This window comes from Methylobacter sp. (assembly GCF_036845245.1).
Taxonomy (GTDB): domain Bacteria; phylum Pseudomonadota; class Gammaproteobacteria; order Methylococcales; family Methylomonadaceae; genus Methylobacter_A.
The window spans coordinates 40,211-62,858 of the sequence record NZ_DAIUEH010000030.1; the positions used below are offsets into that span (position 1 = coordinate 40,211).

A 22,648-nucleotide genomic window follows, 5' to 3' on the forward strand; every position below is an offset into this window, starting at 1 on the left:
GACTCCTGATTGACAAATTGACCGGTAGAGAATGTTCGGCATATTCTACCGGTCAATTGGTACCTCCACTGTTAGGCAGATTCAGTGCTCAACGCAAAATCGTTAAGTCAACAATATTGTCCTGCGCACCAGGCTGACGACCATGCCCACTGAAAATTGTAGCCGCCCAGCCAACCGGTAACATCCAGCACTTCACCGATAAAATAAAGCCCCGGCACCTGCTTGCTTTCCATGGTTTTGGAAGAAACCGCATCACAGTCAACACCGCCCGAAGTCACTTCAGCGGTACGATAACCTTCAGTGCCATTGGGTTTGATCGTCCAACTGTTAATCCTATCCGCAACCCGCTGTATCTGTTTGTCCGACAAATCCTGTAACGACAAATCCAGCACATCCTCAGGCAGAAAAACACTGATCAGCCGCTTCGGTAAATAGCCTTCCAGAATTGTTTTTAACTTGCTTTTGAGTTTTTGCTGACGCTTGGATTTTAACTCTATTTCCAGATTTACCTGCGGCAGCAAGTTAATCGTAATGTCCTCTCCGGCACGCCAGTAGGATGAAATCTGCAAAATAGCCGGACCGCTCAAGCCGCGATGAGTAAATAAGACATTTTCACTAAAACTCTGCCGGTTATTGCTGACAACACAAGGCACCGCAATACCCGACAACGCCGAGAATTTTTCTTTGTCTTCCGGCTGCAAAGTAAACGGAACCAGGCCCGCGTGGGTAGACAATACATTAATACCGAATTGCCCGGCAATCCTATAGCCCAGAGGCGTCGCACCCATTTTGGGTATCGACAAGCCCCCTGTCGCAACGACTAATGATTGACCTGTAAAATTGCCGTTGTTTGTTTTAAGATGAAACCGGTCAGCCAGCCGTTCAACCGAATCGATACTGGTATTCAACTGCACACCCACACCGGCCTTGTCGCACTCCGCTAACAGCATCTCCAGAATATTTTTAGCACTTTCATCGCAGAACAACTGGCCATGCTCCCGTTCATGAAAAGGGATTTGGTACCGCCCGATTAACGCCAGAAAATCCCACTGGGTGTAGCGGCTCAGCGCCGACTTGCAAAAATGCGGGTTGCGCGAAATATAGTTATTCGGCTCAATGGAATAATTGGTGAAATTGCAGCGACCGCCGCCGGACATCAGGATTTTTTTCCCGGCTTTGTTGGCGTGATCCAGAACCAGTACTTTACGCCCGCGCTTGCCTGCCTCGATTGCGCACATCAGGCCCGACGCGCCTGCGCCGATGATAAGGACTTCTGTGTCAGTCATGATTTTTCTTTCAAAATATTGTTATGGGTGACACGAAAAATAAGAAAGCGTGCTCGTTCCCTCGCGTTGCGTCACTGCATTTAAGCTAAAAAACGTGATTAAAAACAATGCTTCTTCTGTTATAAAAATGGAACAAAGTTCTCTCCACTGTAGAGCGTGCCGTGTGCGCCTTTCCCGATGCTTGAAAAACGTTGCTATCTCTTTGGCGCGCACGGCGCGCTACGCCGCGTGCGGCTAATGCATCGAAAAAATAGACGGCAGGATTTTTAAATTTACAACTTGTAAGATTACAAATACGCCCGGATACACCGTTTATGAAATCAAAATCATCAGTCATCAATGCAGACTTGGATCGCCTTATTCCGGCCTGATCCTATCCAGCCACTGCCTCATAAGTACATACCCCACCAAAGAACCCCATAGCAACATATACAAACTGTGCAAAAAGACTTCAAAGTTAAAACTATTCACATGCCGGGTGTAATCCCAGACGTCATCGCCCAAAGCCAGCGCCAACACCAGACAAATTGCAAATTTGAGCCTTATTTTATGCGCATAAAAAACACCGATTCCCAGAATCAAAAAGCCGATAAAAAACCTCAGGCCGCTGTGAATCAGCATTTCCGGATCAAACGTATTCAATTTAAACGCCGAATCTATGAAATACAGCAAAATGATGCCTGCGATAAGGACGATACTAACTAACTTCATTATTCCCTTCTTTAAGCGCTACGCTTCATTGATGAGTTTTAATCCCGGCGGCAATGCCTCGCCAAAAATTTGTTTTTCTTCTTTTTCGTCCAGCTCTTTCACCTGCTCGACCATGTCGATCCAAGATGCGGGCGCTTTGCTCAGCTTTAATTTTTCAATGACTTGCAGACGCATTACTTCATCAATATCCCGTGCCCTGTCGCCGCTCATCCGGGTAATCAGTGTCGCGGCAAAGCCTGCCTGCGGAATTTTCTTCCAGTCTACCGCCAAAATTTGCTGTAACCACAAACTGACGGTATCGGCAGGAATAACATTATGACTGCTACCGTGAAACGGCATCCTGGCCCCGATACGTCCGACCGCCCACCAAGTCTGGCTGGGCTCGCCGGCTTTTTCCAGGCGTTTAAGCAGCCATTCGCCCAGTTGTATTTTCTTGGCGACCGGCAGACGTTCCAAAACGGCTGCCAGCCGCACCATATCGTCGTAACCGCGATTTTTGATTTGCTTGGCAACACCGGGTTGTCTTGCCGCAGCCGGATTCAGGAATTTTGCAATATCGGCAAAAATCTTTTCCTGCGCCGCCGTATCCAGACCGCCAGCAATGCGTCGCCATAATGTCCACCATTCTGTCCAGTTTTGGGTTTCGTTAACAAACTGGATGCCTTGCGGATAGTTTTTCCATAATTGCTCGACGCGCCAGTCATCCAGCGGATAACCGAAACCGGGCCGCAAGCAAAAACCGGCCAGGCTCAGCCAAACGCGTTCATGGTTTTCGGAGCGGCGCTGGTATTTCAACCCTTCCAATAAAGTGCCGAACATGGCTCTTAGCAATGGCGTCGTCCATTCGGTACGCGCAACACCGATGAGCTTTTCCAGATCGGCACGCAGGTTTTTGACCGCTTTGGGGTCAACCTGCCTGGATTTAGCGCCGAAAATGGTCTGTATCTGTTCGGCGATCTGATTAAAATTAGCGGGCAAAGCGGCATCCGTTTGTAATCCAGCCGTTTTTTTTCTGATTTGAAACTCAACATCCCATCGTTGGCTGCTGTCCGCAACTGAAATACATTGAATTTTAAGCGTACCGACTTCGGTTTGCGTGACCGCCAACTCGACGACGACTTCGGCATTCGGCTTGCTGTCGTCACCTTCAAACGCCACGGCCAGCGGCGGCAGGGAATGAAACAAGTCGGTAATTTCGGTCACATCGCCCGGTTTGAAGTCGCCGTCACCGGACAATGAAACCAGATGAAAACGCACCGGAACGCCTAAACGCAACGCAAAACGCCGGTCTTTCAGGATGACTTCATCGCCTTCTTCACTGCCTTTGGGCAGGATACAAATGCCTGTCCTGAGTAGAGCCGAAGGGCCTTGCTGTTTGCTGGAATCGTCGGTATCGACCAACAGAAAATAACTGCGCGCCGAGCCGCCGCCGATTTTAAGTTTTTTATCCCGCCTCGCAATCGCATAGCTGACCGCTCCGAAAGCCACGGACAGTTCGGGATGCTTGTTTTCCAGCAACACCGGCGGACTGGAGCGCCACGACTGGATTAAATCGACAATGCGTTGGGTAATCGGCTGGCTGCGGAACACGCCGCCGTTCAGCAGCAATGCATCGGGTACGCAGCCCTCTCCCTTTATCGCCATGGATGGTGTGTATGCCGCAGGCTTGCCGCTGGCATACGCGGCGAAGGCTTCACGGGATGCGGCATTGTGCAGCTTTAAAAATGCCGCGATATGCTTGCTGACCGCGGGTTCTGCGGCATACGGCAAGCCGAACTCGACCACGCCGCTACGTTTCCTGTCCGGCAACTCATCAAGTCCTGACAATGGGAAAAAGCCATCCAGCGCAATTTCCCTGACTTCATCTTTAGACAATGCAACAGAACGGGAACTGCCGATCAGCTTGGATCCGCCGCCCAACAAGGTGACATTGATTTGCTCCGGCGCATCGTCTGCCAATAGACGCTCCTTGGCAATCCGGCATTGTTCGATCAGTTGCGACAGATCCGCCGCCGACAAGCGTTTTCCCTCATTACCCAAGCGGCTTTCGGCAAGATGCGCCAAGGCTAGGTCGATATTATCTCCGCCCAGCATTAGATGATCACCAACGCCGATGCGGGTTAATTTAGGTTCCTGCTCGCCCTGCTCTACTTTGATCAGCGTTAAGTCGGTAGTACCGCCACCGACATCGCAAACCAGCAGCAGATGCACATTAGCCAGTGCCTGATTAATACTGCCGGTATTACGTCTTAACCAGTCGTAGCAAACCGCTTGAGGCTCTTCCAGCAGCCTGACCTTATCTAACCCTGCAAGCCGGGCCGCCTCCAGCGTCAGCGATCTTGCCGCTTCATCGAACGAAGCAGGCACGGTAATCACAATATCCTGTTGTTCCAACGGAGCATCGGGAAATCGATGTCCCCAGACGGTACGAATGTGCGACAGGTAACTGGCGCTGGCCGCGATAGGCGAAACTTTATTGATGTCATCGCTACTACCCCACGGCAGGATATCTGCACCGTGATCGACCGACGGGTGCGACAGCCAGCTTTTCGCGCTGGTTACAAACCGCCCTTTGGTTTTGGCGCCTAAAAGACGCGCAGCCTCGCCAATGACCGCGGCTTCTTCCGACCGCGCTCCACTAGGGAATGACAGATCGGCTTCGGACAATTCGCCGGTTGCAGGGTGATAACGCACAGATGGCAGCAACGGCCTTGGAGCAACCTGGCCGGGCGCTATCAACTGCTCGATTTGGAAAATTTGTATTTCCTGGTTGATATCATCGGCTTTAGCATAAGCGACAACGGTATGCGTTGTGCCAAGGTCGATGCCGACTAGATAGTGTGAGGTAAGATTTTTCACGATGCTTTTGCAATTTTATAATTTCAAACGGTTCAAGATATTATCAATCAATCTTTTCCGTGGATAACAGCGACAAAAGGATGCGAAGCAAAACTTCTAAAACATCAAAACTTTTGCTGCAACTGACTGAGCATTAATACGAAAGTCTTTGGCAATACAATCTGCGATTGAATGCAAATTTTCTATTGTTTACGGCGACCAATCTACTTTGTAAACAATTGACCGAACTACAGCTCTACTTCACCCTGGCTTAGTGTTCTTTCCGGTTCGGCGTGATCAATACCACGTCGAACATTTTCTGCCACACAGTAGTGATCTTGAATATCTTCATCTTCGGGATTCTCATGTAGTTTGCGTAACATCAGTTACTAAAAAAGGATACACGAAATGTTTTAGATTTACATCCTCCCCTATGCCGATAATGGCGTCGAAGGAAATTACCACACCCAACTCATCGACAATATTCAAAGATATAGCGTTCGAATACTCATAAGGCGCAACTAAATTCAACCTTAATATAATTATTGCCTCTGGACAATCGGCACAATAGATTGACTTAACAGGGAGTAGTCATAGAAAATAGTCCGTTTAATTCCCCATATAACTCTCTACGCATGGACAACAGCGTCTCCCCGAAAAATAGCCTGGTTTCTGTTCAAAACTTGTCGTTTTCTCGCGGCAACAAGAAAATTTTTGACGATATATCGCTGGAATTTGAGCGCGGTAAAATAACCGCCATCATGGGACCAAGCGGCACGGGCAAAACGACTCTGTTAAAACTGATTGGCGGCCAACTGTTTCCTGAACAAGGCACTATCACCGTCGATGGTAGCAATGTCCACCAGTTACGCCGGTCGGAACTGTACAATCTGCGCAAACGCATGGGCATGCTGTTCCAAAGCGGCGCGTTATTAACGGATATGAGCGTGTTCGATAATGTCGCGTTTCCGTTACGTGAACATACTCATCTGCCCGAATCGATGATCCGTACGCTGGTGCTGATGAAATTGCAGGCGGTAGGTTTAAGAGGAGCGCGCAGCCTGATGCCTAACGAACTTTCGGGCGGCATGGCTCGGCGTATTGCGTTGGCCAGGGCGATTGCGCTGGATCCGATGATGATCATGTATGATGAACCTTTTACCGGTCAGGACCCTATTTCCAAAGGGGCATTGGTTCACCTTATCAAGTCTCTGAATACTATCCTGGGCTTAACCAGCATCATTGTTTCTCATGATGTTCAGGAAACCGCAGCAATAGCGGATTATATTTATGTCATTGCAGAAGGCAAAGTGGTCGGTCAGGGTACCTCTAAGGAAATCGAACAATCCGAATCCGACTGGGTGCAACAGTTTATGACCGGCGCTGCTGACGGCCCGGCGCATTTTCATTATCCGGCAAAAGATTACGTTGATGATTTATTATCAACAGGAAAACGTTATTAAAGTTAAAGACGAACAACTTTTCACCTTGTCGAAACAATACTGACTGTTTAAAACAACTATTAATATGATTGAATTTCTACAGCAATTGGGCAAAAACACCCGCACCGGTTTTACCAAGCTTGGCCGAGGCACGTTTTTCCTATTACAGATTATTTCCGGCATACTCAGTGTGCTGCTCCGCCCTCGGCTGCTGCTTAACCAGATGTATTCGGTCGGGGTGCTGTCTTTCCTGATTATCACTATTTCCGGATTGTTTGTCGGCATGGTGCTGGGCCTGCAAGGCTATTATATACTCTCCGATTTTGGCGCAGAAGAAACGCTGGGCGTCATGGTTGCGGCCTCTTTGGTCAGGGAACTCGGCCCCGTCGTTTCTGCGCTTTTATTTGCAGGCCGGGCCGGTTCCGCGTTAACGGCGGAAATCGGCTTGATGAAAGCGACAGAGCAGTTGTCGGGCATGGAAATGATGGCTGTCGACCCGATTAAACGCATTATTTCTCCCCGCTTTTTGGCAGGATTATTATCGATGCCTTTACTTACCGCACTGTTCAGTGCAGTAGGCATTATCGGCGGACAAATGGTTGGTTCCGGCTTGTTAGGCGTTGACGAGGGTGCTTACTGGTCGCAAATGCAGGCCAAACTTGATTTTCAGGATGATATTATCAACGGCGTTATCAAAAGCCTCGTGTTCGGCTTTGTCGCTTCGTGGATAGCATTGTTTGAAGGCTATGACGCAATCCCGACTTCGGAAGGGGTCAGCCGGGCCACCACTCGTACTGTAGTCAATTCAGCTTTTAGTATTTTAGGTCTTGATTTTATTCTGACCGCACTCATGTTTGGAGATAATTAACATGCAACACACCAATACCCAGGACACATTTGTCGGACTTTTTGTCGCATCAGGCATTGCCGGGTTGTTTTTTCTTGCTTTGCAAGTGAGTAATCTAAGCTCATTTACCGAGCATGACAGTTATACGATTACTGCCCGCTTTGAGAATTCAGGTGGATTGAAGGTGAAATCCCCGGTTTCATCGGCCGGCGTTAAAATCGGCCAAGTCAGTGCTATCAGTTTCGATCCTAAAACCTATGAATCCGTTGTCAAACTGAGCATCGACAAGCAATACAACACTCTTCCCGACGATACCACCGCCAGCGTTTTCACCGCAGGCTTGCTAGGCGAACAATACGTTAACCTGGATGCGGGCGGTTCGGACGAGTATTTAAAAGACGGCGGAAAAATTGAAATCACCCAATCCGCCATTATTCTGGAAAAGGCGCTTGGCCAGTTCCTGTTTAAATCTGCGGCAGAAAAAAAGTGAGTCGGCTAAATATTATTAAACAAGGGCCCAGGCATTTTGTTATTGATGGCGATTTAACGTTCGCAACCATCGATAAACAAAGCCTCAAATCATTTTCATTCTTAAGAGCGGCAAGTGAAGTCACTGTTGATCTAAGTCGTGTTGCCAATACCGACAGTGCGGGGCTCGCACTGATGATTGAATGGATAAAATATGCCCGGCACAACAGGACGCAATTAAATTTCAAAAATATTCCCGAACAATTGCTCAATCTTGCCAAACTCAGCGGCTTTGATCAATCGAGCCATTTTGCAATCAAAACCGATTAAGTGAAGGTTTAAGATGAAAGGAAAAAATTATACGTAAGCATTTAATTTTTAGTCTTTCACCATTAAGCCTTGCACCTTTGACCTAACCTTTGACCTTAAAATCTTATGGATAAACTAATTATTACCGGCGGCGCGAGACTCTCCGGAGAACTGCGTATTTCCGGCGCCAAAAATGCCGCTTTACCGATTCTGGCCGCCACATTGCTATCGGAAGCGCCGGTTAGCGTCGGCAACATACCGCATCTCCATGACATTACCACAACCATGGAACTGCTGGGCCGCATGGGTGTTCATCTCACCGTCGACGAGAAAATGAATATCGAAGTCGATTCCAGCACGATCAACAGCTTTGTTGCACCTTACGAGCTGGTCAGAACCATGCGTGCGTCGATACTTGTACTAGGGCCTTTAGTGGCCCGCTTCGGCGAAGCCCATGTATCGTTACCCGGCGGCTGCGCTATCGGCTCTCGCCCGGTTGACATTCACCTTAACGGCCTAATGAAGATGGGCGCCGATATTACCGTCGAAAACGGTTTCATCCATGCCAAAGCGGCTCGGCTTAAAGGTTGCCGACTGGTTCTGGAGCAGATCACCGTTACCGGTACGGAGAACTTGTTAATGGCGGCCGTCCTGGCCGAAGGAACCACGATCATTGAAAATGCAGCCAAGGAACCTGAAGTCACCGATTTGGCCCACTTTCTTAATAAAATGGGCGCAAAAATCACCGGTATAGGCACCGATGTACTGGTCATCGAAGGCGTTGAAAAGCTGGGCGTTGAAAGCATTCACTATGACATCCTTCCCGACCGGATTGAAACCGGCACCTATCTGATTGCCGCCGCGATTACCGGCGGAAGTATCAGGCTGAAAAATACCCGCCCCGATATTCTGGACGCTGTTCTGGCAAAACTGGTTGAAGCCGGCGCTGAAATCACCACCGGCGAAGACTGGATCAAACTGGATATGCACGGCAAAAAGCCTAAGGCTGTTTCGGTTCGTACTTCGCCATACCCGGCCTTTCCGACCGATATGCAGGCGCAGTTCACCGCCATGAATACCGTCGCCGACGGCGTCGGCATTATCACTGAAACGGTTTTCGAAAATCGCTTCATGCATGTTCAGGAATTGCAGCGCATGGGCGCCGACATTAAGCTGGAATCAAATACCGCCATCTGTACCGGCGTTACAAAACTGACCGGCGCACCGGTCATGGCGACTGATTTAAGAGCTTCGGCAAGTCTGGTGATAGCGGCGCTGGTGGCCGAAGGGGATACTTTGGTTGATCGGATTTACCATATCGACCGCGGTTACGACCACATCGAAGAAAAACTCTCTCAATTGGGTGCGACGATACGCCGCGTCCCAAGATAAGGTAAGACTATGTTAACGATTGCCGTATCTAAAGGCCGAATTTATGAAGATGCCCTGCCGTTATTGGCAGAGGCAGGCATCACGCCGATTGACGATCCACTTACCTGCCGCAAACTGATTTTACGCACCACTCGAGATGATGTTCAGCTGGTCATCATCCGCGCCACCGATGTCCCTACATTTGTCGAATATGGCGCTGCCGACATGGGCATCGCTGGAAAAGACATCTTGCTGGAGCACGGCGCTGAAAGTCTGTATGAACCTTTAGATTTGAATATCGCTTGCTGCCGGTTAATGACGGCCGCACATAAAGATGCGCCCGCGATTTCCGGGCGGGTTCGGGTTGCGACTAAATACGTTAAAATAACCCAGCGTTACTTTGCCGGATTGGGCATACAAGCTGAAATCATTAAATTGTACGGATCGATGGAACTGGCTCCCTTGGTCGGTCTTTCCGATTGTATTGTCGACCTTGTCGATACCGGCAATACACTGAAAGCCAACGACCTGGAACCTCGCGATTTGATTATGAATATCAGCTCCAGGTTGGTCGTCAACAAGGCGGCAATGAAAATGAAACACCAGGCGATTCAGACATTATTAGACCAGTTTGAGAAGACGCTGGCGAAAAGAGGCTAGCCTGTCATAGACTCAATTTAAAAGCATTGCACCACGAAGACACGAAGTACACGAAGAAAACCAAAAAAGACTTCGTACTCTTCGTACTCTTCGTGTCTTCGTGGTGAATTAATCAATCCATTTACACTATTGGATTGAGTATATTGCATCATTTGAAATTTTCGGTTATCTGCCTATGTCCAATATAAATATCACCCGACTCGACGCCTCATCCGCTGATTTTGAACGGCAATTACAAAATCTGCTGGCTTTTGATGAAACCGACGACCTGGAAATTCATCAGCGAGTTTTAGCTATCATTGCCGATGTCCGCAAAAACGGCGATAAAGCGGTTATCGAATACACCAATCGTTTCGACCATCGCGACATCGTTCAAGCCTCTGAACTGGAATTATCGCTGGAAGTGCTCAAATCGGCCTGGAACAGCTTACCGGCTGAACAAGCCCAGGCCTTGCAAACTGCCGCAGACCGTATCCGCGCTTATGCCGAGCACCAAAAAATCGAATCGTGGCAATATACCGAGGCTGACGGCACCGTTCTCGGGCAAAAAATCACACCGTTGGATCGCGTAGGGCTTTATGTGCCCGGCGGTAAAGCCGCCTATCCTTCTTCGGTGTTGATGAATGCAATACCGGCCAAAGTGGCGGGCGTCGGCGAATTGATCATGGTCGTGCCTGCACCACACGGCGATACCAATCAACTGGTTCTGGCCGCCGCCTATCTGGCCGGTGCAGACCGCGTATTTACGATGGGCGGTGCGCAAGCCGTTGCCGCACTGGCTTACGGTACGGAAACCATTCCCGCTGTGGCAAAGATTGTAGGCCCCGGCAATATCTATGTGGCTACCGCAAAAAAACTGGTATTCGGGCAAGTGGGCATCGATATGATCGCCGGACCTTCGGAAATCCTGATTATCTGCGACGGCAAAACCAATCCGGACTGGATTGCAATGGATATGTTTTCGCAAGCCGAACACGACGAAAATGCCCAGGCCATATTGATCAGTACTGATGCTGATTATCTGAATGCAGTTGAGCAAAGCATCAACAAATTATTACCGACAATGGAACGAGCCGAGATCATCAAAACATCGCTGACTATGCGTGGCGCACTGATCAAGGTCAATGACTTAAAGGCAGCCGCCGATGTAGCTAACACCATTGCGCCTGAGCATCTGGAACTCTCCGTTGAAGACCCGGAAGCCTTGTGCAAACACATCCGCCACGCCGGTGCTATTTTTATGGGCCGCTATACTGCCGAAGCATTGGGCGATTACTGTGCCGGACCCAACCATGTATTACCGACCTCCAGCACCGCACGGTTTTCGTCGCCATTGGGTGTTTATGACTTCCAAAAACGCTCCAGTTTGATCAACTGTTCTGACGCAGGTGCCGATACTTTGGGCAAAACCGCATCTGTATTGGCACGAGGCGAAAGCCTGACTGCCCATGCCCGATCTGCGGAATATAGAATTAAATAAGTAGGGCTACCGGTCGCCCTTTATGCCTTGGGCGACTGAAGTCGTACTACAGCCTTAAAATTTGAACATGACACAATCCAATTTAATTTCGTCCATTTTTCGTAAAGAAGTTCTGGCGATGTCCGCTTATAAAGTTGCAGATGCCACTGGATTGATCAAGCTGGATGCAATGGAAAACCCTTACAGCTGGCCTGAAGATATCAAAAAAAGCTGGTTGGAAACGTTGAAAAACTGCCCGCTGAACCGCTATCCCGACCCTGAAGCCAGGCAACTGACTGCAACCATCAAGCGCCTGAATCAAATCCCCGACCGGTTCGATGTGCTGCTGGGCAATGGTTCCGATGAAATCATCCAGTTGCTGTTAATGGCGCTGCCTGCCAATGCCTGCGTGCTGGCGCCGGATCCGGGCTTTGTGATGTATAAACAGCTGAGTCTTTGTCTGGGACTGAGCTACTACGGCATTCCGTTGCTTGCCGACAGTTTCGAGCTGGACCTACCGGCAATGCTGGACGCGATGGAAAAGCATCAACCTTCGGTTATTTTTCTGGCCTATCCGAATAATCCTACCGGAAATTTATTTTCAAAAGCGTCGATTCGGGAAATCATAAAGACCGCCAAGGGCTTGGTAGTCATTGATGAAGCGTATGCACCTTTTGCCGACGCCAGTTTTATCGACAGCTTGGGACAATACGACAACCTGTTGGTCATGCGTACTGTATCTAAACTGGGACTGGCGGGCTTACGCCTCGGCTACATTGCAGGTTTGCCGGGCATCATTGAACAACTTCATAAAATCCGCCTTCCCTATAACATCAACAGCCTCACCCAGATAAGCGCGGACTTTGCCCTGTCCCACAAAGCATTATTTGATCAACAAACGCAAAAAATTTGCGCTGAACGCTCGCTCGTCTTTAATAAATTGAATACGTTAAACGGTATTACCGCCTATCTCAGCGCTGCTAATTTTATTCTGTTTAAGACACCGGAAAACCGGGCAAATGAAATCTTCGCATCGATAAAAAAACAAGGCGTTTTAATTAAAAACCTTAGCCCTCAAGGCGGCTTGCTAGCCGATTGTCTGCGAGTAACCATAGGTACACCGGAAGAAAATGCAGCCTTTCTAACTGCATTAACAAAAAGCCTAGTCACTTCATAATTAGGAATACAGCCTTATCAAATCATCAAATACACATCATTTGTATACAAAAAGTTTAGTAGCGTTAATGTTGCCTTATAGTAAACAATCTATTGCAATATCATAGACTTGTGCTTTACGCATTGTTTCAGACTATTTTTAACGGCTAACAAATACCAAAACCAGCGCCATAAGCACTTCAAATCTTATAAGTTCTAATGGTATATTGGCGATAGAAAATAATGCGCTCTTAAGAAGCGCAGACTTAATCAGGAGAGTTCTATAATGAATAATAAAGGCGTCGATCAGTCCAAACGCCAGTTTTTAACCTCGGCCTTGACCGTGGTTGGCGCAGTCGGCACAGGATACTTAGCTGTTCCTTTTCTTGCTCAAATGCAACCTAGCGCCAAGGCGATGGCAGCCGGCGCTCCTGTTGAAGTTGACCTAAGTAAAATGGAATCCGGTCAACTAATCAGGGTCGCATGGCGAGGCAAACCGGTTTGGATACTCAACAGAACCCCTGAGGTTCTCCAGACACTAAAAACGCTGGACGATGAACTGAGAGATCCTCTTTCTCACGACTCGATACAGCCGGAATCCAGTAAAAATCCGGTACGCTCGATTAAACCGGAGATTTTTGTTGCCGTGGGCTTGTGTACTCACTTGGGCTGCTCTCCCACGTTCCGTCCAGAAATAGCGCCTAGTGATCTTGGCGATAAGTGGAAAGGCGGATTTTTCTGTCCATGCCACGGTTCCTGGTTTGACTTGGCCGGTCGCGTTTATCGCGGTGTACCGGCGCCTACTAACCTGGAAATCCCCCCTTACCGCTATATTACCGATACACAACTGATTATTGGTGAATCTGCAGAGGAAGCCGCATGAAACGTAGCCGCATAACTGAATGTAACGATTGGTTTTTGGAGCGTTTTCCGCTGACCAAACTCTGGAATGAACACATGACGCATTACTATGCGCCTAAAAACTTCAATTTCTGGTATTTCTTTGGTTCACTAGCTTTACTGGTATTGGTTAACCAGATCCTGACCGGTATATTTTTAACGATGAACTATAAGCCGGATGCCAAACTGGCATTCGATTCCGTAGAATACATCATGCGCGATGTCAACTGGGGCTGGCTGATTCGCTATATGCACTCAACCGGTTCGTCGGCATTTTTCATCGTTGTGTACCTGCATATGTTCAGAGGCTTGCTTTACGGTTCCTTCAAGCACCCACGCGAACTGGTCTGGATTTTCGGCATGCTGTTGTTTGTTGCGTTAATGGCCGAAGCCTTCATGGGCTATCTGTTGCCTTGGGGCCAAATGTCCTACTGGGGAGCGCAGGTTATTATCTCGCTGTTCAGCGCCATTCCTGTTATCGGTGATGACCTGTCGCTCTGGCTCAGAGGCGACTATGTGGTTTCCGATGCGACCTTGAACCGGTTCTTCGCCTTTCATGTTATTGCGGTGCCGCTGGCTTTGGTCATGCTGGTGTTCCTGCATATCGTGGCCTTGCATGAAGTGGGTTCCAACAACCCTGACGGCATTGAAATCAAGGACTCCAAGGATCCATGGGGCCATCCGGTGGACGGTATTCCTTTCCATCCTTATTACACGGTCAAAGATTTGGTCGGTGTAGGCGTGTTTTTACTGTTTTTCGCCACGGTTATTTTTTATATGCCGGAAATGGGCGGTTATTTTCTTGAACACGCTAATTTCATCCCTGCCGACCCGATGAAAACCCCGGAGCATATAGCGCCGGTCTGGTATTTCACCCCTTTCTATGCCATTTTAAGAGCGATTCCCGATAAATTTGCCGGGGTTATCGGCATGGGCGGAGCGATAGTCGTATTATTCCTGTTGCCGTGGCTGGATCGCAGCCCGGTCAAATCGATTCGTTATCGCGGCGGCATTTACAAAAAAGCCTTGTGCCTGTTTGTAATCAGCTTCCTGGCGCTGGGCTATTTGGGCACGCAACCTGCGACCCCGACAGCCACTATTTTTGCACGACTATTTACCACCATTTATTTTGGTTTCTTCCTGTTAATGCCCATTTATACTCGCTGGGAGAAAACCAAGCCGCTACCCCAAAGGTTAACCAAAGTACATAGTCTTGAGGAGCAATTACATAACCTTGAGGAGCAATTGCCCACATTAATTGAGGAGATTACTGAATTAAAACCGGCAACTACTGAAATTGGTCATACCGCTTTTAAAAGCTCTTTTTTTGCCAGAAAGCCTAATCCCAAAGGCATAAGAAACGTTATCAGTCGATTAGCAAAAAAAGCAAAAGGGAGCCTGGATTAATATGAAAAATTTAATAGCATTATTTTTATTGTTATTGCTGTCTTTTGGGGTTGCCGCCTCGGAAGGCATTGAGCTGCAAGAAGCGAATGTTGATCTTTCCGATAATGCTTCATTGCAGCGGGGAGCGAAACACTTTGTCACTTATTGTCTTGGCTGCCATTCAATCAAGCATATTCGTTACCTGCGTATTGCTCTTGATACTGATGTCGATCCAAAAAAGATATTGAAGGATATCGCACCGGAAGGAGCCAATATCTACGATCAATTGCACAGTGCCATGAATGCGCATGACGCTGAAAAGTGGTTTGGCACTCAGCCTCCAGACTTGTCGCTAATTGCCAGATCGCGTGGTGCGGATTGGTTGTACAGCTATCTAAAAAGCTACTATATTGATCCCAAAAGCCCTAGAGGGGTAAACAACCTGGTTTTCGAGGATACCGCTATGCCTAACCCGTTGTGGCAATTGCAAGGTGATCAGTATGCAGAACCCAGAAAAACCATATGGGGTGAAGAATATAACAAGTTAGTTATTGAAAAACCGGGGACATTGTCCGGAGGAGAATTTGATATTTTCGTCAATGACTTGGTTAATTTCCTGGTGTATGCCGGAGAACCCGTGCAGCTTGAAAGACAGCGTATCGGAAAATACGTGATATTTTTCATTTTGATGTTTTTAGTTGTGGCTTATCTGCTGAAGAAAGAATACTGGAAGGACATCGATTAATTCTCGGGTAAAGGAACATAGTTATCAGAACTATAAAGATGGGCTGACGAAAAAGCCCATCTTTCCCCAGTACTTCAATCTAACAACTGTAAATAAAAACCTCGCCAACCATGTTATAATGCCCTTTTTTACCGCCCTATACGTCTTCAAAGAGGTTGTTATTCGTGACAAATATTACTCGTAAATCTGTAATGACGCTGTTCTCATCACCAACATGCGCGATGAGTCACTGCGCCCGTTTTGTTTTGCACGAGAAAGGAGTTGTCGCAGACATAGAATATTATGACCCGACAGAGCCGCCTGAAGATTTACTTGAGCTAAATCCTAACGGAACGTCACCTACATTGATTGAACGAGACCTGGTTCTTTATGACTCCCGTATCATCATGGAATATCTGGACGAACGCTTTCCGCATCCTCCTTTACACCAAATGGACCCGGTTTCACGGGCAAATGCAAGAATGCTAATCAAGCGCATCGACCAGGACTGGTATCAGTTACTGGACGAGATTTTATTTTCCGGAGAGAAAAAATCTGCCCGCGCTAAAAAAATGCTCAGAGAAAGCATATTATCTGCTGCACCTATTTTTGCTGCCAGACCCTATTTTATGAGTGACGAGTTTTCACTGATCGATTGCGTTATAGCTCCCTTATTATGGCGTTTACCCAGCATAGGGATTGACGTGGCAACTCCAAATGAAGTGATTACTAATTATGCCCAGCGCATATTCAACAGAGCCGCATTCAAGCGTAGCCTGAGTGAAGCTGAAAAAGAAATGATCGAGCCTTTAAAGTAGACCCTAACAAAATGACTTCTCTAAAGCCCTATTTAATCCGTTCAATTTACGAATGGATTATTGATAACAACCTGACACCGCATCTTCTTGTAGATGCCGAAGATACCAGTGCGGTTTTGCCGAAAGAATTTATTGAAGACGGAAAAATCGTCTTAAATATAAGGCCGGAAGCAATACAGGGGCTTTCTCTCGGTAACGAGGAAATTGAATTTAATGCCCGCTTTAGCGGAAAACCAATGCACATTAGCACCCCCATAACTGCTGTGCTGGCAATCTATGCTAAAGAAAACGGCAAAGGCATGATCTTCGATCAGGAAGATGGTGATGGCGACGAACCACCACCTGTCAAAAAACCAGCCGCAAAACCAAATTTACGCATCGTAAAATAGCGGTGATTTTTGCTATGTCCAGACTTTCTGAACATAGCACTCGTCTTATCCAGCGTTTTTTATAGAGCACAAATATCATAAACTTGTTTCTGATTTACAAAAAAGCTTGTTATCTTCGATACCTCTTCTTTAACTTTAACTTTAACTTTTTTTGTTATCAGTTAATCTTTTTAGTTGTATAGTGAAAAATCTATCTGAAAAGACACGCTCTTTCGATAGCCCGTCAAACAGATAATCCTAACCCTTATCCCAAGAGGTGGCCCATGAACTCACTGCAACAATCCATTACCGCATCTTTTTTACTGACTGTTTTTTTTACCTTGCCGGTTTCTGCAGCAGATACGGCGGCAGGAGAGCAAAAAGCAGCGACCTGCGTCAGTTGTCATGGCCCCAAAGGCAACAGCAGCAACGCGCAATGGCCCAACCTGGCGGCACAACAATCGACCTACCTAGCCAATCAGCTTAAAGCGTTCAAAGCTGGAGATCGCATTAATCCTATGATGCAATCGATGGCAGCCAACCTGAATAATGAAGATATCGCCAACCTTGCCGTTTACTTCTCCAGCCAGCAACCCGTTAAGTCTGGCGGCGATCCGGCATCGGCAAAATCAGGCGAATCCAAAGCCGCTATGTGCCAGGGATGCCACGGTTCCACTGGCGGAGGTAACGGTCAGTTTCCAAGACTTGCCGGACAGCATCCCGAATATCTGGAGCAACAGTTAAAAGCCTTCAAGACAGGTTCACGTAAAAGCGGTCCAATGCAAGCCATTATCGCCAGCTTGTCCGAGGCTGACTTTAAAGCGTTAGCGGCCTATTTTGGGTCGTTGTAACAAATTAAACATACAAGCCCCATATTCACCACGAAGGGCACGAAGATGATAGAAACTAAAAACTTCGGCCTTTCGTATTTTCGTGGTGTTATGCTTTAACTTGACGCCCCCCCGCCTTTTTTATTTTTCAACTGCCCAATACGTCGGCAAATGCTTTATCATTAGCGCATTAAAAATTAAAAGCCCTAAGGGCTACCTATAAAAATAATGAGCCACCATTCAGAAGCTGCAACCGACCGTAATTTATCTCTGATCTTCTTATTTGCCGCAACCTTGTTTACCAGTGCGTCGCTGATGTTTGTGCTGCAACCGCTGTTTGGGAAGATTCTATTACCTTTACTGGGCGGTTCGCCTGCAGTCTGGAACACGTGCATGGTGTTTTACCAGAGTATTTTGTTTCTGGGTTATTTGTATGCGCATTATCTTTCCACGCACTACAGTCATCACCGCCAAATTCAGATCCATACTGCGGTCATACTGATCAGTTTTCTGGCGCTGCCTCTAGCCTTACCTGAAAATACTGTTCCCCCTACAGACAGCAACCCCACATTTTGGCTATTTTGGACATTATTTCTTGCTATCGGCCTGCCTTTTTTCGTAGTGTCCACCACCGCCCCGCTGATTCAAAAATGGTTTGCCGATGTCGGCCACCATACCAGCCATGATCCTTATTATCTCTATGCGGCCAGCAATACCGGCAGCTTGATTGCGCTGCTGAGCTACCCCTTCCTGCTTGAGCCCAATATCGGACTGGCTAACCAGAAAAGTTACTGGAGCGTCGGCTATCTGCTGCTTTGCCTGTTGATTGCAGGTTGCGCTTTTGCACTATGGAAAAACCGGCAAGCGACCGAGCCGCGAAAAAACATAGATGATATTACCGACAACAATAATCTCAGTCTTGCCACCAAATTACACTGGCTGGCTCTGGCCTTTGTGCCGTCGAGCCTGCTGCTGGGCCTGACCAACTTCATCAGCACCGATATCGCCTCGGTGCCGCTGCTGTGGATTATCCCGTTAACGCTGTATTTATTGTCTTTCGTTATCGTTTTTTCCAAATGGAACGATAAAATTCATCCGCTAATGGTAAAACTGCAACCGATATTTCTGTTGCCGTTTATCGCTTACGCGTTCATTAACCCGGCCGATTTGCCTTACTGGGCCTACCTGATTTTGCACCTGATTGCATTTTTCTTTGGAGTGATGGTTTGCCACGGCGAACTGGCTAAACTAAGACCGCATACCCGGCATTTAACCACCTTCTACCTGATCATGTCGTTTGCGGGTATGTTGGGCGGCATGTTCAACACCTTTGTTGCGCCGTTTGTATTCAACGCCGTTTATGAATACCCGATCATGATTATCGCGGCTCTGCTGCTGCGACCCGGCCTGAAACTGTCATTAAACACCGGATTAGTGTTGCAGATAATAGCCCCTGCCCTGCTGGTTATTGTCGGTTTAATTCTTCATGCCGCTGTCGATGATTTGCTCCAGTATTTCGATGTCATAGTTATCAGCCTGATAGGCTTAACCTTGCTGACCTACTTGCTCAGGGCGCGCCCTGTCGGCTTCGCATTAATGACCGGCGCCATTATATTCCTTGCGCTCGGCCTGCATGGCCTGTCATCGCATACGCTGTATCAGGAACGCACTTTTTTTGGCGTACTTGCGGTGCGCGATGCCGTGTTAACTGATGAACAAGGCAAGCCCGAACACTATCATGAACTGTTCCATGGCACGACCAAACACGGCGCCCAGCGTCTGGCGGCAAACTTAAGCCAAATACCGTTGACCTATTACAGCCGTCCAGGACCGATGGGACAGTTGTTTAAGGAATACGACAATAACGATCAAGCCTGGAATATCGGCGTCGTCGGATTAGGGGCCGGCGCATTAGCCTGTTATGCCAAGGATCAACAAAACTGGACGCTGTATGAAATCGACCCGCTGGTTGTCGATATTGCAAGCAACCCCGCCTATTTCAGCTACCTGAGCCAATGCGCCCGCAACGCCGTCATGCGCGTCGGCGACGCCCGCTTATCGCTGGAAAAAGAGCCTGACCAACACTTTGATTTATTAGTCATGGATGCGTTCAGTTCCGATTCGGTACCGACTCATCTGTTGACCAAAGAAGCACTCGAGCTTTATTTTAAAAAGCTCAAACCGAACGGCATACTCGCCTTTCATATGACCAACCGTCATTTGTCGCTGAAAAAAGTATTATCGATTAATGCGGAAGCCTTGCACCTGGCTTCGTTAATTCAGGAGTTCAAACCGCAACAGGAAATTCCGCTGGTTGTTGCAACCGACTGGGTAGTCATGGCAAAGCACGCCGAAACACTGGAACCATTACGCCTAAGCCGTCTCGGCAACTGGCAGAAAATGCCCCTATATTTTGATATGGAGCCTTGGACGGATGACTTTACTAATATTGTCAGTATTTGGAAATAAGAAGGTTTCTATAATGAAAGTAGCCGATACGATCGAGAATTTATCGCTCATCATCTTTAAACAAAATTTGTTAGGTGTTAAAGGGCTTCTGATAAGTTTTACGGCCGCTCAATTTTAAATATGCGGTTTTGGTAATCAACGACAAAACTGTCTGGAAGAATTTCTTTGAGTAACATTTCATCTTTTATTTGCTGCCCCTGCTTATATTTGACCATATCAATCATGACAAAGCGCTGTTCGGGATCCTCTGAATAGACAAATACATTAATAGTAAACTTCGGTACCGTCTGGCGGAACTCAACAGGTAAATCGCTTAAAAAAGAGATATCTTTTCTCACTGGTATTAATTCGGGTGCAGCCGGTTCAACTTTGGCAGCGGGAGCTGTTTCCGGAGCGGTCTGTATCGGTAGCTTGGAATTGCCGGCAATATCAGGTTGCTTAATGGCGTCAGCGACTGTTTTTCTGGTAATAACCGGTTTAACCGGTAACGAAGCCGGCTTCTCTCTCTCAATCAATTCCGCGATAGAAATCTCTTCGAATTCCGCTTTTTGTGCCGGTCTTTTCGGCTGGACAGATTTAGCATTTGCTTTTGTTTCTTCTTTTGCCGATAGCGGGCTTAAAGCCGTTTGTTCTGTTATGGTGGGCTTCGACGTTGAGTTATTTCGTACAAGCCAGACGATAACGGCAATAACTAACACATTAGCGATAAGAAGAAAGACTAATAATTTCGTTGCCTTGCTAGGGCTTTGTGGCGGCGGAGCAAGAAGGATTCTGTCAGTTGCGGCCTCAGATTGAAGAGCTTGTCTTTCCTGTTCTGATTTACGTAAGGCATTTAGAATAAAAGACATAATTAATCGGTTATTTCTAAGTGAGGAGGATCAAGTGTTCGCGCTATATTTTTAAGATGCGGCATAGTCTTGTCGCCCACCTTACCGTCTTCCGGTAATTGGTGCTGATGCTGAAAGTCTATAACGCGAGCCACTAACTTATCATCATAAAAACGCGGTTGATCTACTGCATCAGCCTTGTTGTCAATGCTATTTAACAGATGCCGCAACCATAATACACTATCCGATATCTGGTGAGGATGTATCATTTTGTTATCCGGAATTGGCGGCTCCACAATTAAATAATAGCCGTTCCAGTACTTCAGTACATCGGCTACCGGAAAGGCCACATCCTCTTTAAAATGAACCATGGACTGGTTTTGCCCGAATCCGGTGAGCAAGGCATAGAACTTTTGTTCGTTTGCCAATGAGAACTCCAGAATAGCAGGATGATTAATTGCCAGTATATCTTTCCAGTTGGCTTTGCCAAATACACAGCGCAATCCTGTTGTTTCTACGTAATGACAATCAACCTGATTATTTTTGGGGATAGGCTTGTTCCAGAGTTTTAGCGTGCTGATTAATGCAGTATTTAATGAATAATCTGGGTTGTTGATCCAATCATCAAACATTTTTGTTTTAGCGACAGGAACGAGATTAACTTTTTTAATCAGAAGTGGCTCTTCTTCAATCGGTTGCAGGGCTCGACTGATAATCTCAGGCTTTATCGTGATATCAGGGTAAGTCGTTGCCAAACTAGTGGTGGCTTCATTGTTTGCTTTAGGCCAAAGCATTCGAAAATAAACGCCTGTGGCAATGCAACCCATAAACAGCAGGCTTATCATTAATGCGGTCAGGGGCGATTTTTTATCAGTCGAAGCCAGTGTTTCATTGGCCGCAACGCTAACGATCGCCGGAGTAATAATATGAGTATTGGTTGCGTAAGCTCCAAGCAAAGCGCGATCACAGAGGATATTGATCATCCTGGGTATGCCGGAAGAAAGTTTATAAATTTTTCGTATCGCGTTTTCTTTAAAAATTTCCGGGCGACCGTTACAAACCATCAACCGATGGTGGATATAAGCTCGAGTTTCATTGAGCGATAACGGCAACAAGTGATAGCGGGCGGTAATACGCTGATTTAACTGGCGTAAATCCTGGCGCTTAAGCAATTCTTTCAATTCAGGCTGGCCGACCAGAATAATTTGTAATAATTTTGTTTTGTTGGTTTCCAGATTGGTTAACAGACGAATTTGTTCCAGCACTTCCATGCTTAAATTCTGCGCTTCATCGATTAGTAAAACCGTACGTCTGCCGTTGGCATGGCCGGTGAGCAGGTGCTGGTTTAAAAGATCAATCAGGTTTTTTAACGAATGCTGATTCTTGTCATAGATAATGCTTAGCTCATCGCAGATGGTAGCCAACAATTCGACCGCATTAAGCTTTGGATTCAATATCAAAGCTATGTCTATATTTTCCGGTATTTTTTGCAACAGGCAGTGGCAAAGCGTCGTTTTGCCGGTGCCCACTTCGCCGGTTAAAGCAACAAAGCCGCCGCCGAAATTAATGCCGTAAAGAAGATGAGCCAAACCTTCCTGATGACGCTGACTCATATAAACAAAGTCCGGATCAGTCGCGATGGAAAACGGTAATTCGCTGAAATGGAAGTATTGGTTATACAAGATTATGAGATTCTTTAGTCAAAATAATTATAAATTTTGTAACTACAGCGAGAAACAAAGCCTGAATGTTAAGTGAGCTTGACCGGGTTAAATAAACT

The 22,648-nt window shown here is 47.2% G+C and carries 21 protein-coding genes; 15 read left to right on the forward strand and 6 right to left on the reverse strand.

The annotated features are described in order from the left end of the window. Positions 1–107: 107 nt before the first annotated feature. From V7051_RS14175 to V7051_RS14190, 4 genes are all read right to left on the reverse strand, one after another. Positions 108–1,286: an NAD(P)/FAD-dependent oxidoreductase gene (locus tag V7051_RS14175; protein WP_333875849.1), complete on the reverse strand. Its 1,179-nt coding sequence runs from the start codon at positions 1,284–1,286 to the stop codon at positions 108–110. Positions 1,287–1,371: 85 nt separating this feature from the next. Continuing rightward, positions 1,372–1,623 carry a hypothetical protein gene (locus tag V7051_RS14180; RefSeq protein ID WP_333875851.1) on the reverse strand — a complete coding sequence of 84 codons (252 nt, stop codon included), beginning with the start codon at positions 1,621–1,623 and terminating at the stop codon, positions 1,372–1,374. A gap of 20 nt (positions 1,624–1,643) precedes the next feature. After that, entirely contained in the window at positions 1,644–1,997 is a 354-nt protein-coding gene (locus tag V7051_RS14185) for a hypothetical protein (RefSeq protein ID WP_333875854.1), read from the reverse strand. Between the two features lie 18 nt (positions 1,998–2,015). Further along, positions 2,016–4,856, reverse strand: coding sequence for an Hsp70 family protein (locus tag V7051_RS14190; protein ID WP_333875856.1), 2,841 nt, complete (start codon positions 4,854–4,856; stop codon positions 2,016–2,018). Positions 4,857–5,470: 614 nt separating this feature from the next. Between V7051_RS14190 and V7051_RS14195 the strand changes: the two genes are divergently transcribed. The 15 genes from V7051_RS14195 (at position 5,471) to V7051_RS14265 (ending at position 20,041) form a co-directional block, all read left to right on the forward strand. Further along, a complete protein-coding gene (locus tag V7051_RS14195) occupies positions 5,471–6,298 on the forward strand; it encodes an ATP-binding cassette domain-containing protein (protein WP_333875858.1) in 828 nt (275 codons plus the stop codon). A 64-nt stretch (positions 6,299–6,362) separates the two neighbouring features. Next, positions 6,363–7,145, forward strand: coding sequence for a lipid asymmetry maintenance ABC transporter permease subunit MlaE (gene mlaE / locus V7051_RS14200; protein WP_333875860.1), 783 nt, complete (start codon positions 6,363–6,365; stop codon positions 7,143–7,145). A 1-nt stretch (position 7,146) separates the two neighbouring features. Further along, the gene (gene mlaD, locus V7051_RS14205; protein ID WP_333875862.1) at positions 7,147–7,614 is read left to right on the forward strand and encodes an outer membrane lipid asymmetry maintenance protein MlaD; all 468 of its coding nucleotides are present in this window, start codon (positions 7,147–7,149) and stop codon (positions 7,612–7,614) included. Beyond that, a complete protein-coding gene (locus V7051_RS14210; RefSeq protein ID WP_333875864.1) occupies positions 7,611–7,922 on the forward strand; it encodes an STAS domain-containing protein in 312 nt (103 codons plus the stop codon). The genes mlaD and V7051_RS14210 overlap by 4 nt, the downstream gene beginning before the upstream one ends. Positions 7,923–8,027: 105 nt before the next feature. Further along, on the forward strand, positions 8,028–9,293 hold the full coding sequence (gene murA / locus V7051_RS14215; protein WP_333875867.1) for a UDP-N-acetylglucosamine 1-carboxyvinyltransferase: 1,266 nt from the start codon (positions 8,028–8,030) through the stop codon (positions 9,291–9,293). Between the two features lie 9 nt (positions 9,294–9,302). Next, the gene (gene hisG, locus V7051_RS14220) at positions 9,303–9,932 is read left to right on the forward strand and encodes an ATP phosphoribosyltransferase (protein ID WP_333875868.1); all 630 of its coding nucleotides are present in this window, start codon (positions 9,303–9,305) and stop codon (positions 9,930–9,932) included. Between the two features lie 175 nt (positions 9,933–10,107). Then, entirely contained in the window at positions 10,108–11,412 is a 1,305-nt protein-coding gene (gene hisD, locus V7051_RS14225) for a histidinol dehydrogenase (protein WP_333875870.1), read from the forward strand. 67 nt (positions 11,413–11,479) lie between these two features. Beyond that, the gene (hisC, locus tag V7051_RS14230; RefSeq protein ID WP_333875872.1) at positions 11,480–12,568 is read left to right on the forward strand and encodes a histidinol-phosphate transaminase; all 1,089 of its coding nucleotides are present in this window, start codon (positions 11,480–11,482) and stop codon (positions 12,566–12,568) included. 264 nt (positions 12,569–12,832) lie between these two features. Further along, positions 12,833–13,429: a ubiquinol-cytochrome c reductase iron-sulfur subunit gene (gene petA / locus V7051_RS14235; RefSeq protein ID WP_333875874.1), complete on the forward strand. Its 597-nt coding sequence runs from the start codon at positions 12,833–12,835 to the stop codon at positions 13,427–13,429. Then, positions 13,426–14,853, forward strand: a complete 1,428-nt coding sequence (locus V7051_RS14240; RefSeq protein WP_333875876.1) for a cytochrome b — start codon at positions 13,426–13,428, stop codon at positions 14,851–14,853. Before petA ends, V7051_RS14240 begins: the two co-directional genes overlap by 4 nt. A 1-nt stretch (position 14,854) precedes the next feature. After that, the gene (locus tag V7051_RS14245; RefSeq protein WP_333875878.1) at positions 14,855–15,577 is read left to right on the forward strand and encodes a cytochrome c1; all 723 of its coding nucleotides are present in this window, start codon (positions 14,855–14,857) and stop codon (positions 15,575–15,577) included. A 191-nt stretch (positions 15,578–15,768) separates the two neighbouring features. After that, entirely contained in the window at positions 15,769–16,374 is a 606-nt protein-coding gene (locus V7051_RS14250; RefSeq protein ID WP_333875904.1) for a glutathione S-transferase N-terminal domain-containing protein, read from the forward strand. 11 nt (positions 16,375–16,385) lie between these two features. Further along, a complete protein-coding gene (locus tag V7051_RS14255) occupies positions 16,386–16,763 on the forward strand; it encodes a ClpXP protease specificity-enhancing factor (RefSeq protein ID WP_305273024.1) in 378 nt (125 codons plus the stop codon). Between the two features lie 263 nt (positions 16,764–17,026). Then, the gene (locus V7051_RS14260; RefSeq protein WP_333875882.1) at positions 17,027–17,593 is read left to right on the forward strand and encodes a c-type cytochrome; all 567 of its coding nucleotides are present in this window, start codon (positions 17,027–17,029) and stop codon (positions 17,591–17,593) included. Positions 17,594–17,800: 207 nt separating this feature from the next. Beyond that, positions 17,801–20,041 (forward strand): fused MFS/spermidine synthase, encoded by a 2,241-nt coding sequence (locus tag V7051_RS14265; protein WP_333875883.1) that lies wholly within the window; start codon positions 17,801–17,803, stop codon positions 20,039–20,041. 98 nt (positions 20,042–20,139) lie between these two features. Here V7051_RS14265 and V7051_RS14270 read toward each other — a convergent pair whose 3' ends face one another. Together V7051_RS14270 and V7051_RS14275 are read right to left on the reverse strand one after the other, a co-directional pair. Beyond that, entirely contained in the window at positions 20,140–20,889 is a 750-nt protein-coding gene (locus tag V7051_RS14270; protein WP_333875885.1) for a general secretion pathway protein GspB, read from the reverse strand. 2 nt (positions 20,890–20,891) lie between these two features. Further along, on the reverse strand, positions 20,892–22,550 hold the full coding sequence (locus V7051_RS14275) for an ExeA family protein (RefSeq protein ID WP_334181152.1): 1,659 nt from the start codon (positions 22,548–22,550) through the stop codon (positions 20,892–20,894). Between the last annotated feature and the right edge of the window lie 98 nt (positions 22,551–22,648).